Raw genomic sequence first — 13,237 nt, 5'->3', positions numbered from 1 at the left:
GCCGGTATCATTCCGGCAGGGCGTAGGCGACGATGGTGTCGCCCGCTTTGGTCTGGAACCACAGGTGCTGCCCGGTCGCCATGACCACAAACTGCCGACCATCGACCGCATAGGTCATTGGCGTGGCCTGGCTGCCGCCGGGCAGACGGTCTTTCCAGAGCTCCTCGCCTGTTTCCATGCTGAAGGCGCGCAGGTAGCGATCCATGGTTGCCGCGATAAAGAGCACGCCCCCCGCGGTCGCGGCCGGACCGCCGATGTTCGGCGTGCCCAGCTTCCAGTCGAAGGGAAGCGGTATGGGGAACTCGTGATTGATGGTGCCGAGCGGGACATCCCAGCGTTTCTTCCCCGTGCGCAGGTCGTAGGCGGAGAGGCCGCCCCAGGGCGGTGGCGTGCAGGGGGCGCCCCAGGGAGAGAGCAGGAACTCGCGCTTGACCTCGTAAGGGGTCCCCTTCATCGGCGAAATATCGACGCCGTCGCTCAGGTCGACGGAGTTGCCGGCGCTGGGGCGCCGCGGAACGAGGGTTATCACCGAGGCGACGCGGGAGGAGTTCACAAACAGTGTCTCGCTGCGCGGATCAAGGGCGGCGCCGCCCCAGTTGGCGCCCCCGGCCGCGCCGGGATAATGAATACTGCCCTCGAGGCCCGGCGGCGTAAAAAGCCCCTCGAAGCGCAGTTCCTCCATACGCTTGCGGCAGGCCCGCCGGTCCCAGAAGGTGAAGCCGAAGGCGTCATCCGGGCTGAGGTCCGTGGAGAAAAGGGGCTCGGGCAGCGAGGGTATGGGCTGCGTCGGTGACAGCCTCTCCCCGGCGACGGCGCCCTGGGGGACGGGCCGTTCCTCGATGGGAAAGAGCGGCTCACCGCTGCGCCGGTCGAAGACGAACAGGAAGCCCTGTTTCGTCGGCTGCACCACGGCGGGAATCACGGTGCCGTCGCGGGTGATGTCCACCAGCGTTGGTTGTGCCGGTGTGTCGTAGTCCCAGATGTCGTGATGTACCAGCTGGTAGGCCCAGGCCAGCTCCCCGGTAGCGCCATGCAGGGCCACGAGAGAATTCCCGTGGCGGTTGTCGCCGGGTCGCTCGCCCCCGTAATAATCCGGGGAGGGACTCGAAGTGGGGATGAACAGCAAGTCGCGCTCCGGATCGGCCGCCATTACCGACCACATGTTGGCGCCACCGGTGCGGGAGCGGCTGCTATTCAGCCAGTCATCGTCGGTGGGACCGCCCGCCTGGGGAATAGGGTCGAAGGCCCAGCGTCGCTCGCCGGTGCGGGCGTCGAAGCCGTAGACCACACCCCGGGGGGCGTTCGCGCGGACATTGTCGAGGATCATCGAGCCCACGGCGACGATGTCACCGAGGATCGTCGGGGGCGACGCGAGCTTGAGTTCCCCGCGGTGTTGCAGGCCCTCCTGAGCGATGGTGACCTCACCCTTGTTGCCGAAGGCTGCACAAGACTTTCCTGTGTTTGCGTCGATGGCGATGAGACGCAGGTCCACGGTGCTGTAGATGATGCGGTGGGCGCAGGCCGCATCTCCGGCCGCGTCGTTGTCTTTCCACTGCGCCACGCCGCGGCAGACATACTGGTTCGGCAGCGCAAAGTCCGGATCGATGGCAGGATCGAAGACCCAGCGCTCCTCCCCCGTTGCCGGATCCAGGGCGATCACCCGGCCGAAGGGCGTGCAGGTGACCAGGGAACCTGCGGCCAGGATCGGTGTGGTCTCTGCGGAACTGTTGACCAGCATGCCCTCGCTGCGGCGGGTCATCTCGCCCGTGCTGTAGGTCCAGGCAACCTCAAGCTTGCCGACGTTCTGCGGCGTGAGCTGGTCGGCGGGGGCATAGCGTGTGCCCCCCGGGCTCGCTCCCCAGGCACTCCAGCCCGCCGGGTTGTCGTCGGTGGCAGCAGCAGGCTGCAGCCAGGCGGCCGCAACCAGAGCTGTGAGTGCAGGGAGAAAACGCGGGCAGCGCATGGAATTTCCTTTTTAATTTTATTCAAATTATTGTCGGCTACCGGTTTTTTGAATGCAAGGCGCGTTACGATGAGGCCGGGGTCATCGGCAGTGGTTTTACGCACGTAGATTTCACACGGTCAAAGCCGGAAAGCTACCCGGCAGGACAAGGAGGAGAATTATGGTCACGTTCATCACCCGGTCGGCGGCCACTGCGCTACTCGTCGTCGCCAGCACCGTCGCACAGGCGGACTGGACCCTGGACGCGGATGCCTCCCGCCTGAGCTTCATCTCCACGAAAAATGTGGATAAGGCGGAAGTGCACTATTTCCGGGAGCTCTCGGGCGCGGTAAATGACGAGGGTGAGGCCCGCATCGAGGTGCCGCTTGACAGCGTCGAGACCGCGATCCAGATCCGCAACACGCGGATGCGGGAGTTCTTGTTCGAAACCGGCGAATACCCGACTCTCGTGGTCAGCGCCGCCGTCGACGCGGCGGTGCTGGAGAGCGGAGGCCACCGGACACAGGACGTGGAGCTGACGGTGTCCATGCACGGCAGCAGCAAGCGCTACACGGCACCCCTCTCGGTCGTTCGCGCCAGCGATGGCAGCCTTGCGGTCTCGACCCTCGAGCCGCTGGTGGTCGACGCCGCGGACTTCGACCTCGGCGCCGGCATCGCGAAGCTCCAGGAGCTGGCGGGCCTCGCCTCCATCAGCACCGCCGTGCCGGTGTCAGTACAGCTGGTGTTCCGCGCCGACGACTGAGAACGCTCAGCGTACAGCACCCGCCAGCTGGTCCCGCAGCCGGCGCCACGCCTCGTTTTCCGGCGCGATGGTAACCAGAGTCTCTGCGTACTCCAGCGCGGCCCGGAGCATGCCCACCTCGGCGCTGTAGTTGACCAATGCCAGCAGAATGTCCGGGTTGCCGGGGGCCTCGCGATTCAGCTGGCGCAGGGCGCGCACGGCGGCGTGTGGGTCGCCGAGGTCGTGTAGGGCGACGGCGTGGACGTAGCGGTGCCGCGTGGTGCCGGTCTCGCGCTCGGCGGCGCCGGCCAGGAGGGCGAGCGCCTGCTCGCTGTCGCCGGCCCGGATCGCCAGCAAGCCCAGGGCATGGAGCACGTCGCCGCTGTCAGGAGCGATGGCCCGGGCGCGCTCGAGCTGTGCGCGGGCCTCGCCCTCGCGAGAAGTGACGCGCAGCAGGTCTGCGAGGTTGAGGTGTGCCGGTACCAGCAGCGGATTAAGGCGCAGCGCCTCGCGGTAGGCGCCCTCAGCCGCTGGCAGCGCCCCGCGGGCGCTGTGGAACACGCCGAGCTGGAGCTGTACCGAGGGCATGTCGGCGTGCTCGGTCTGGATGGCCAGGTACGCTTCGAACAGGTCCTCGAGGGCGGCGCGCTCGTCACCGCGCAGGCGATCCGGCGGCACCCCGGCAAGGCTCGCCGCGACCTCGAGGCGTACCCCGGCGACCGGGTCGTTGATCAGGGGGCGGAGCATGCCGTAGCGCTGGCCAAGGGGCAGGGCCGCGATGCTGCGCACGGCCGCAAGGCGCAGCAGCGGGTCCTCGCCGGCGAGCAGGGGCGCTGCGGTCTCGGCGAGGCGCCTGTCGCCGCTGTTGCCGAAGGTTTCCAGGGCCGTGGCGCGCCAGAGCGGGGCGAGGGACGGGTTGCTGACCTGGGCCCGGACGGCATCAGCGGCGCGGCGGTCGCCCTGGCGCAGGCGGTGCAGCGTTCGCGCCGGGTGGCTTGCCGTGTCGCCCGGGGTGACGCCCCGGTCGCGCAGCGCGGCCAGCGCCCAGGCCGCGTCCCGGTCATCGTGGCAGCCGTTGCAGGCATTGGGCGTGCCGAGCATCAGGGACAGGTCCGGTCGGGGAATGCGCATACTGTGGTCCCGCCGCGCATCCACGCCCATATAGGTGGTTGCCGGCATGTGGCAGTCGACGCACACGCTGCCGGGGCCCGGCTCACGGTGGTGATGCGCCGTACTGTCGTAAACCTCCGGCTTATGGCACTGCGCGCAGACACCGTTGCCCGGGGCCCGTAGGGCATTGCTGTGCGGCTCGTGACAGTTGCTGCAGACAACGCCGGCGAGGTGCATCTTGCTCTGCACGAAGGAGCCGTAGACGTAGACCTCGTCGAGGATCTGCCCGTCCGGGTGGTAAAGCGGCGGTTGCAGGAAGGACAGGCGATGGGTGTCGAGGAGGTCGGCACCATAGTGATAGTCGCCGAGAGTGCCGCGGCGCGCATGGCAGCGTCCGCAGTTGTCGATCTGCCGATTGTCGGTGAGCGGCGCCCCGCGCCGGGCGATGGCAGCGCCTTCGGGAAAAGCCCAGACGCCGCGCTGCCCCAGGTCCACGGGGAAGCCGCCGGCTGCGACCCCGGCGAGGTGGTCGCCCTCGGCGAGAGCGACGTGCCTCGCTCCCGGCCCGTGGCAGGCCTCGCAGGCGACGTCGATTTCCTCGTAGGTGGTGTCATAGCGCCCCGTGGCTGCCGAGTAGTTCTTGTGCACATCTGTGCTGTGGCACTCGGCGCAGCGCGCGTTCCAGTTCTGGTAGGGCCCGGTCCAGTGCAGCGGGTCGTTGTGGGCGACGGCCTCGTCCGGATAGAGGTGATACCAGCGCTGCCCGCCCTCGGACGCCGGTCGCGAGTCCCAGGCAATGGACAGGGCCTGCAGGCGGCCATCCGAGAGCGGCAGCAGATATTGCTGCAGCGGGTCGACGCCGAACACGTAGGCAACCTCGTAGTCCGTGAGCTGGCCGTCGGGCCCGTCGGTGCGGACGATAAAGGCATCCTCGCGGCGGAAGAAGCGGGTCTCTACACCGTTGTAGCTGAAGCGTGCATCGTCGAAGTCGCCGAGTACCGTGGCCGGGGTCGGCCGCTGCATGGCGAGATCGTGGTGCGAGCCCCGCCAGGCCGCATACTCGGCCTCATGGCAGTCGGCGCAGCGCTCGCTGCCCAGATAGTCGGAAGCAAGCGCGGGTGCGGCCAGGAGCCACAGAAGCAGGGCGAAGGGGTGCACGGTTTCCGGATCCTCGATCAGTGGAGAGCATGGTAGCGCAAGGACCACCGCCGCGGTGTTATAGCGCGGTGTTCTAGACAGGGGCGGGAGCCGTTCCTACCATGCGTTTTTCTCCGGGAGACAACACCGCGATGAAACTGGGCATCCTGCGCACCGATACGGTCCGGCCCGAGTGGGCGGCGAACTACGGCGAGTATCCGGACATGTTCAAGGCTCTGCTCGGCGCCCTCGACCCGTCGCTGGCCTTTGCGACCTGGCACGTGGAGGCGGGGGAATTTCCGGCCGGCGTTGACGAGGCCGATGGCTGGCTGATTACCGGCAGCAAGTTCAGCGTCTATGAGGATCGGCCCTGGATCCACCGGTTGCTGGCGTTCATCCGCGAGCTGCACACCGCCCGCAAGCCGCTTGTGGGCATCTGCTTCGGCCACCAGGCTGTGGCCCTGTCCCTCGGCGGTGAGGTGCGCAAGTCGGTGAAGGGCTGGGGCGTGGGGCTGCACCGGCACGCCTTCCGGGCCGAGCCGTCCTGGTTCGACGGGGGCGACCGCACTTTCCGTGTGCTCGTGAGCCATCAGGATCAGGTACAGCGTCCGGCGCCGGGCTCAGCGGTGCTGGCTGGCAGTGAGTTTTGTGAAAATGCGGTTTGCCAGGTTGGTAACCACATACTTACACTTCAGGGGCACCCTGAGTTTTCAGCGGATTACGCGCGCGAGATCATGAACTTCCGGCGCGGGATCATCGGCGAGGCGACCTATCAGGAGGGCATGGCCTCGCTGGCAGAGGCGCCCGAGCGCGAGCGGATGGGCCGCTGGATCCTCGCTTTCCTGGGCGAGGCGACCGGCGGGGATCACTGACGGAAGCCCTCCACTTCCCGCTGCCCGGGCCCCGGTTCTGCATCGCAGCAGGGTCTGCGCCGGGTGTAGCGCCTTACCAGCTGCCGGTGTTTTCCATGGAGGCCCAGGGTTCTTTCGGCTCCAGGGCCCCGTCGGCCTGCAGCAACTCGATGGAGATACCGTCCGGGGAGCGGATAAAGGCCATGTGTCCATCCCGGGGCGGCCGGTTGATGGTGACCCCGGCAGCCTGCAGGGACTCGCAGAGGCCGTAGATATCTTCTACCCGGTAGGCCACGTGGCCGAAGTTGCGCCCGCCGCTGTATTCCTCCGGGTCCCAGTTCCAGGTGAGCTCCAGTAGCGGACTCTGCCCGGCTTTCGCTGCCTCGACATCTCCTGACGCTGCCAGGTACACCAGCGTGAAGCGCCCCTGCTCGCTCTCGATGCGGTGCACTTCCGCAAGGCCCAGCTTGTTGCAGTAGAAGTCCAGGCTCTCGTGGAGGTCGCGGACACGGACCATGGTGTGCAGGTAGTTCACTAGGGCATCTCCTGTTGGCCGTAAAGGGGTTCAGGGTAGAGGGCGTGAGGCGCTGCTGACAAGGCGGAGCCCGCTCCCCGCACCATCATGCCGAATACCGACAAGCGGGCCGACCTCCCTGCGGCGAACAAGTCTCCGGTTATGTGATCGCCATCACAGGGGCTGCTGGGCGTGGGCGGGTCGGGAGGTTAAGGTCGCGGGATCCTTCTCCGGTAACGCCCGCATGACGACTTTTCGAAAACAGATGGCCGGAGCAGTTGGTAGCGTGCTCGAGTGGTATGACTTCGCTATCTTCGGCTTCCTGGCTCCCACCATGAGCCCGCTGTTCTTCCCCGACGATGACCCGGTGGTTGCCCTGATCCAGACCTATGGCATTTTCGCTGCGGGGTATCTCATGCGGCCCCTCGGCGGCATCGTTTTCGGTCACATTGCCGACCGCATCGGCCGAACGCAGGCGCTGCGCTGGTCCATTGCCATGATGGCAGTGCCCACGGTGCTGGTCGGCCTGTTGCCTACCCACGCGAATATCGGCGCCAGCGCAGCCGCCCTGCTGATCCTCTTGCGCTTGGTACAGGGGGTTTCCGTGGGCGGCGAGCTGATCGCATCAATCACCTTCCTGGTCGAGGCAGCGCCGGATAACCGCCGTGGCCTCCACGGCAGCTGGGCCCTTTTCGGGGCGGTTTCGGGGATTCTCCTGGGGTCGGCGGTGGTGTCTCTCGTGGAAGCCTTCATCGACCCGCAGGCCATGAGTGACTATGGCTGGCGCATTCCCTTTTTGCTTGGCCTGGTGATTTTCCTCATGGGGCGCTGGCTGAGATCTATCCTGGCCGTGGAATCGCCGAAGGGGGGTGGCGTCCAGGAACTGCCCCTCAAGCGGGTGCTCACGCAACACCTGGGAAGTGTGCTGCACCTGATTCTTTGCATGCTGCTATATGCCGCCGCGTTTTATGTCCTCTTCGTGTGGATGCCAACCTACCTGTCGAAGATCATCCCGACGCCTGTGAGTCACGCCATGGCCGTGAATACGCTGTCAACGGTGTTCCTGGTGCTGCTGCTGCCCGTCGCCGGCTGGCTCGGGGACCGCTTCGGTCTGCGCACCATCCTGCTTCTCGGTATCGCACTCCTCGGGCTCGTTGCCTACCCGCTCTTCGTCTGGCTCGATACCGGCAGCCTGGTCGCGGCGCTGGTCAGCGGCCTGGTGTTCGCGCTGCTCGTCAGCTGGGTGCAGGGCCCCATGCCGGCTCTGCTGGCGCAGACGTTCCCGAGTGATATCCGCAACACCGGCGTCGGGATCGCCTACAATGCCGCGCTGGGGCTCTTCGGCGGTACCGCGCCCATGGTCTGCACCTGGCTGATCAGCCGCACCGGTGACATTGCCGCACCGGCCTACTACCTGGCAGCACTCGCGGCGGTCAGCTTCGTGGCCCTCAGCACGCTCAGGCTGGCCGGCCATGACTGACACCGGCGCACTGCTGTTCAAGCTGGCTGCCGCCCTGGTGATCTTCGGTGTTGCCCTTGCCGGTGCCAGGGCCGCGCAAACTCTCCGGTCCTCCGAGGCGGGCATCTGGTTGTCCCTGGGCAACTGCTTCGCTGGGGGAGTTTTCATCGGCGCTGGGCTGCTCCACACGCTCGCGGACTCTCAGGATTTGTTCGCCAGCCTGCTCCCCGAGCAGGATTTCCCTCTTTGGGCGGCCCTTGCGGCGCTTGCCGTCGTGGGGCTGCTGTGGGTCGACCACTGTCTCTCCGGGGATAGCGATCAAGGCACGGCGACGGGTGTCTCGCTGTTTATTGTTCTTTCCCTGCATTCCCTGCTGGCCGGTATGGCGTTGGGGGTGGAGGCGCACCCGGCACAGGCTGTCGCCATCCTGCTGGCGATCGTTGCGCACAAGGGCAGCGCAGCGTTCGCGCTGGGCCTGCGGACGGATGCGACGGCCTATTGGCAGCGCATGGGACCCTTCGCCCTGATGACGCCCGGGGGCGTCCTGCTCGGCGCCGTGGTGGCATTTCTTCTGCAGAACCGGGCCGGGCAGTATTTCGAGGCCGTTTTCGACGCGATAGCGGCGGGCACCTTTCTCTACGTTGCCCTCGGCGAGATACTGCCCGCGGAGCTGCGCGGCAACAGGCGGCCGAACCGCATGGTCTTCAGTGTCCTTGCGGGGCTCGCCCTCATGGGTGTTCTGGCGCTGTACACCTGAAAAGCGGTAGCGCATAGAGGCCCGTCTGTCTCGGTGCCGGTGCGAAAGCTCCCCACCACCCGTCGTGGATTGCCTGGCTGGGTTACCGGCACCTTTCCCGGTCAGATCGCGTTGATAGGACTCCATTAAGAGTGTTACATTTTTTACTCTAGGGGCAGTGTAAGGGAAACAAGTGATGGTGACGTGCGTCGTAACAGCTAAACTAAGCCGGCCGCTCGAAGACTGGAAGCGCGACTTTGAGGCGCACCGTGAAATCCGCGAGCGTTACGGCGTACGTGACCGCTACGCCGGACGCGTTGTGGGCGGCGATGTCGACGCCGACATGCTGGTGATTTTCGAAGCGGACAGCGAGGCATCGCTGCGGGAGTTGATGGCCGCTGAAAGCGCGATGATCGCTTCAGCCGGTCACGTGCTCGAATCCACTCGACTTATCCTTGCGGATTGATGAGCGGTATGAAGCGACGTCTGGTGTCGCCCCGCTCTGGCGCTCCGCCTCTTGTCGACAGCTGACGGAGAAGCGCCGGTTCTTGCAGCCCTGCGGGAACACTGGCGGGAGATGCTCAAGCTCATGGGGGTGAGGGTTCGTGAGAGCCGTCCCGGCACGGTGAACTGACCGGCGCGGCATTAACCGCTCAGGTGCGATCGTCGCCCCTGTCTACTCTCCGGTACAATGCCGCGCTTTGCCGGAGAAGTACTGCCCATGTGGTTTCGCAACCTGCGCGCTTACCGTCTGACCCAGCCCTTCAGCCTCACTGCCGAGCAGCTCGAGGAACAGCTGGCGGGCCAGACCTTTCGTGCCTGTGCCCCGAGCCAGCCGCTGTCGCTGGGCTGGTCCTCGCCGCTGGGGGTGGAAGACGGGCCGCTCGTGCACGCCGCCGGGGGGCGCCTTCTCCTGCGCCTGCGGCGGGAAGAGCGGCTGCTCCCGGGCACGGTGGTTCGCGAGGCCCTGGCCGAGCGCGTGGCGGCCATCGAAGAGAAAGAAGGGCGCAAGGTGTACCGCAAGGAGCGCCTGGGGCTGAAGGATGAAATCATCCAGGACTGCCTGCCCCGGGCCTTTACCAGGAACACCTTTCTCTACGCCTTTATCGATCCGGCCGGCGGCTGGATCTACGTCGATGCGTCGAGCGCCACGCGGGCCGAAGAGCTGCTCAACCTGCTGCGCGAAAGCATCGGCACCCTGCCGGTGCTGCTGCCCGATGTGCAGCACTCGCCGCAGGCCTGCATGACCCGCTGGCTGCTCGACCGCGACCTGCCGGCCGGCTTCGACGCGGCCGGGGAGTGCGAGCTGCGCGAGCCCGGTGACGAGGGCGGCGTCGTGCGCTGCCGGGGCGTGGACCTGTTCAGCGAGGAGGTGGACAGTCACCTGCACGCAGGCAGGCAGGTGTCGCGGCTGGCCCTGCGCCATGACGAGCGCGTGGCCTTCGTGCTGGGTGACGATCTGTGCCTGCGCCGCCTGAAGTTTGCCGAGGCGCTGCTCAAGGAGAACGAGGACCTCCCGCCGGAGGACGCCCTGGCGCGCCTCGATGCGGACTTCGTGCTCATGGCGGAGGCGATCGTGGAGCTCTTCGAGGCGGTGCTCGCGGCCTTTGGCGGGCTCGCGGAGTAAGCGCCCTTGAGCGCCCGCGCGGATACGGACGACTACCGGGCGCTGTTCCTGGCGGCGGTGCCGCTGCTGGATACGCGGGCGCCGGCGGAGTTCGAGCGCGGCGCCTTCCCCACGGCCCGCAACCTCCCGCTCATGACCGACGACGAGCGGGCGGCCGTCGGCACCTGCTACAAGCAGCGCGGCCAGGCAGCGGCGATCGCCCTCGGCCACGAGCTGGTGGCCGGGGAGGTACGCGAAGCGCGCCTCGCGGCCTGGGCGGCGTTTGCCCGGGCGCACCCGGACGGCTACCTCTACTGCTTCCGCGGCGGCCTGCGCTCCGAGATCGTGCAGCGCTGGCTGGCCGAGGCGGGCATCGCCTACCCGCGGGTGCGCGGGGGCTACAAGGCGCTGCGGCGCTTCCTTATCGACAGCCTGGCGAAGAGCATCGCCGGCCTGGACATCGTGCTGGTCTCGGGCCGCACCGGCAGCGGCAAGACCCGCCTGCTGCCGCTGCTGCCGCGCAGCGTGGACCTCGAGGGGCTGGCGAAGCACCGCGGCTCCACCTTCGGCCGGCTCCTCGAGCCGCAGCCGACCCAGATCGATTTCGAGAATGCGCTGGCCATCGCCCTGCTGCGCCATGCAGAGGGCGGGCGGCAGACGGTCTACCTCGAGGACGAGGGCCACAACATCGGCCGTCTCTACCTGCCGCCGCCGCTTCGCGAACGCATGGCCGTCGCGCCGCGCATCGAGCTGGACCACCCCCTCGCAGACCGCGTGGAGGTGGTACTCGAGGACTACGTGATCGATCTCGGCGAGCGCTTCCGCGCCGCCGCCGGCGATGACGGCCCGGCGCGGCACCGGGAGCGGCTCCAGGGCGACCTCGCCCGCGCCCGCAAGCGCCTCGGCGGGGAGCGCTACCAGGCGGTCAGCGCGCTCATGGACGCCGCCTTTGCGGCACAGGCGCGCGGCGAAGGGCTGGACGGGCACCGTGCCTGGATCGCCCGCCTGCTCGCCGAGTATTACGATCCCATGTACGACTACCAGGCGGCGCAGCGTGACGGCCCGGTACTCGCCCGCGGGCGGCGGGAGGAACTTGCGACCTGGGCTGCGCAGCGGGACCGGGCACACGAGCAATAGCGAAGGGGAGCGACTGCGTGCTGACGCCGACAGAAATCACCCGTGATCTCGTCCTCGTGGGCGGCGGCCACGCCCATGCGCTGGTGCTGCGTATGCTGGCCATGGACCCGGTGCCCGGTGCGCGGCTGACCCTGGTGTCCCCGGCAAGCCACACGCCCTACTCCGGTATGCTGCCGGGGCTCGTCGCCGGCCACTACCGCTTCGAGGACACGCATATCGACCTGGCGCGCCTCTGCCAGTGGGGCGGGGTACGCTTCCTTCGCGACACGGTCACGGCCCTCGACCCGCAGCGGCGGGAGCTTCACTTCGCGGAGCGGCCCCCCCTGGGCTACGACCTGCTCAGCCTCGACATCGGCTCCCAGCCCACCCTGGACGTCGTGCCCGGCGCCCGCGAGCACGCGGTACCGGTCAAGCCGGTCGCGGAATTCTGGCAGCGCTGGCAGGCGGGCCTCGCGGCCCACGGTGGCCAACGCATCGCCGTCGTCGGCGGCGGCGCAGGCGGGCTGGAGCTGGCACTCGCCATGGCCCATGCCCTGGACGGCAGCGGTGCCACCCTGGTCCTCTTCTGCGGGGGCGAGCTCTTGCCCGGCTATCACCGCTCGGCCCGGGCCGCGGCCCGGGACGCCATCGGCCGCCTGGGCGTGACGCTCGAGGAGGGCGCGCGGGTCGCCGAGGTCCACGCCGGTGAACTGCGCCTCGAGGACGGCCGCCGCGAGCCCTTCGATAGCCTCTACTGGTGTACGGCGGCGGCCGCGGCGCCCTGGGTGAAGGCCAGCGGCCTCACCGTGGACGAGCGCGGGTTCCTCGCGGTGGACGACACGCTGCGCAGCGTAGATGACGGGCGGGTCTTCGGCGCCGGGGACATCGCCACCCAGGTCAACCACCCGCGGCCAAAGGCGGGCGTGTACGCCGTGCGCCAGGGGCCGGCGCTGGCCCATAACCTGCGAGCCAGCCTCACGGGCGGCAGCCTGCGCGAGCACCGCCCGCAGCAGCGATTCCTGTCGCTCCTGTCCCTGGGTGACCGGCGCGCCACGGCGGACCGCGGGCCCTTCAGCGCCACGGGTGCCTGGGTCTGGCGCTGGAAGGATCACATCGACCGGTCCTTCATGCGCCGTTTCAGCGAACTGCCGCGCATGAAGCCCGCGGACGGGAACACTGTTCGGGCCCACGCCCTGACCCAGGCCCCCTGCGGCGGCTGCGGCGCCAAGGTTGGTGGAGATCCGCTCGCCGAGGCCCTCGCGGCGCTGCGGGCCGATTTTCCGGCACACTGCCTGCCCGGCGGCGCTGCTGCGGAGGATGCGGCGCCACTGCCGCAGGCGGGCGGGATCCTGCTGCAGAGCCTGGATACGCTGCGTGCGCTGGTCGATGATCCCTGGCTCATGGGCCGCATTGCCGCCCAGCACGCCCTCAACGACCTCTATGCCAGCGGTGCCCGGCCGCGGGCGGCGCTCGCCGCCATTACCCTGCCTTTTTCGGCGCCGAGCATACAGGCCCGGGACCTCCGCCAGGTGCTCGCCGGTGCACTGACGGCCTTTGCGGAGGCCGATTGCGTGCTTCTCGGCGGCCACAGCCTGCAGGGGCCGGAGTGGCAGCTGGGGTTTGCCGTGACCGGCGAGGCGGCGGCGGATGAACCCTTGCGCAAGCGCGGCGCGCAGGCGGGCGATGCGCTCCTGCTCACCCGTCCCCTGGGTGTCGGCGTGCTGTTCGCGGCGCACATGCAGCTCGCCGCGGACGGGCGGGCTATCGATGGGGCACTGGCGCTCATGGGCGCGAGCCAGGCGGCAGCGCTGGATGCCGCCATCGCCGGCGGCGCTCACGCGGCCACGGATGTCACCGGCTTCGGGCTTGCCGGTCACCTCTGCGAGATGCTCGGCAACGAGCTGGGCGCCACCGTCGACCTCGCCGCGCTGCCTGTGCTGCCCGGTGCCGAGGCCGCCTTCGCGGCCGGGCTGCGCAGTACGGCGGCCCCGGCTAACCTCGCTGCCTGGGGTGGGCGGGTGCTG

11 protein-coding genes are annotated in these 13,237 nt (G+C 68.3%); 8 read left to right on the top strand and 3 right to left on the bottom strand.

The features are described 5' to 3' along the window. Positions 1-7 precede the first annotated feature (7 nt). The gene (locus HRUBRA_RS12030) at positions 8-1,963 is read right to left on the bottom strand and encodes a pyrroloquinoline quinone-dependent dehydrogenase (protein WP_035517535.1); all 1,956 of its coding nucleotides are present in this window, start codon (positions 1,961-1,963) and stop codon (positions 8-10) included. Between the two features lie 160 nt (positions 1,964-2,123). Between HRUBRA_RS12030 and HRUBRA_RS12025 the strand changes: the two genes are divergently transcribed. Next, positions 2,124-2,705, top strand: a complete 582-nt coding sequence (locus tag HRUBRA_RS12025; RefSeq protein ID WP_035517534.1) for a YceI family protein — start codon at positions 2,124-2,126, stop codon at positions 2,703-2,705. A 6-nt stretch (positions 2,706-2,711) separates the two neighbouring features. Here the strand turns inward: HRUBRA_RS12025 and HRUBRA_RS12020 are convergent, their stop codons facing one another. Beyond that, positions 2,712-4,952 (bottom strand): tetratricopeptide repeat protein, encoded by a 2,241-nt coding sequence (locus HRUBRA_RS12020; RefSeq protein WP_035517533.1) that lies wholly within the window; start codon positions 4,950-4,952, stop codon positions 2,712-2,714. A 131-nt stretch (positions 4,953-5,083) separates the two neighbouring features. Between HRUBRA_RS12020 and HRUBRA_RS12015 the strand changes: the two genes are divergently transcribed. Continuing rightward, entirely contained in the window at positions 5,084-5,803 is a 720-nt protein-coding gene (locus tag HRUBRA_RS12015) for a glutamine amidotransferase-related protein (protein ID WP_035517532.1), read from the top strand. A gap of 73 nt (positions 5,804-5,876) precedes the next feature. Here HRUBRA_RS12015 and HRUBRA_RS12010 read toward each other — a convergent pair whose 3' ends face one another. Next, positions 5,877-6,317 carry a VOC family protein gene (locus HRUBRA_RS12010; RefSeq protein ID WP_035517531.1) on the bottom strand — a complete coding sequence of 147 codons (441 nt, stop codon included), beginning with the start codon at positions 6,315-6,317 and terminating at the stop codon, positions 5,877-5,879. Positions 6,318-6,561: 244 nt separating this feature from the next. Here HRUBRA_RS12010 and HRUBRA_RS12005 point away from each other — a divergent pair, with 244 nt between their 5' ends. From HRUBRA_RS12005 to selD, 6 genes are all read left to right on the top strand, one after another. After that, entirely contained in the window at positions 6,562-7,776 is a 1,215-nt protein-coding gene (locus tag HRUBRA_RS12005; protein WP_236629863.1) for an MFS transporter, read from the top strand. Further along, entirely contained in the window at positions 7,769-8,512 is a 744-nt protein-coding gene (locus HRUBRA_RS12000) for a ZIP family metal transporter (RefSeq protein ID WP_035517529.1), read from the top strand. The genes HRUBRA_RS12005 and HRUBRA_RS12000 overlap by 8 nt, the downstream gene beginning before the upstream one ends. Before the next feature lie 175 nt (positions 8,513-8,687). Next, positions 8,688-8,957: a DUF3764 family protein gene (locus tag HRUBRA_RS11995; protein ID WP_035517528.1), complete on the top strand. Its 270-nt coding sequence runs from the start codon at positions 8,688-8,690 to the stop codon at positions 8,955-8,957. 255 nt (positions 8,958-9,212) lie between these two features. After that, positions 9,213-10,118, top strand: a complete 906-nt coding sequence (gene rdgC / locus HRUBRA_RS11990; protein ID WP_035517527.1) for a recombination-associated protein RdgC — start codon at positions 9,213-9,215, stop codon at positions 10,116-10,118. Positions 10,119-10,124: 6 nt separating this feature from the next. Next, positions 10,125-11,234: a tRNA 2-selenouridine(34) synthase MnmH gene (gene mnmH / locus HRUBRA_RS11985; RefSeq protein ID WP_035517526.1), complete on the top strand. Its 1,110-nt coding sequence runs from the start codon at positions 10,125-10,127 to the stop codon at positions 11,232-11,234. A 17-nt stretch (positions 11,235-11,251) separates the two neighbouring features. Further along, the coding region (gene selD / locus HRUBRA_RS11980; RefSeq protein ID WP_035517525.1) for a selenide, water dikinase SelD at positions 11,252-13,237 on the top strand (1,986 nt) is incomplete at its 3' end.

Source organism: Pseudohaliea rubra DSM 19751, from assembly GCF_000764025.1.
Classification (GTDB): Bacteria; Pseudomonadota; Gammaproteobacteria; order Pseudomonadales; family Halieaceae; genus Pseudohaliea; species Pseudohaliea rubra.
The sequence above is the reverse complement of the archived record's forward strand: the minus strand, read 5'-3'. Positions and strand labels throughout refer to the sequence as shown.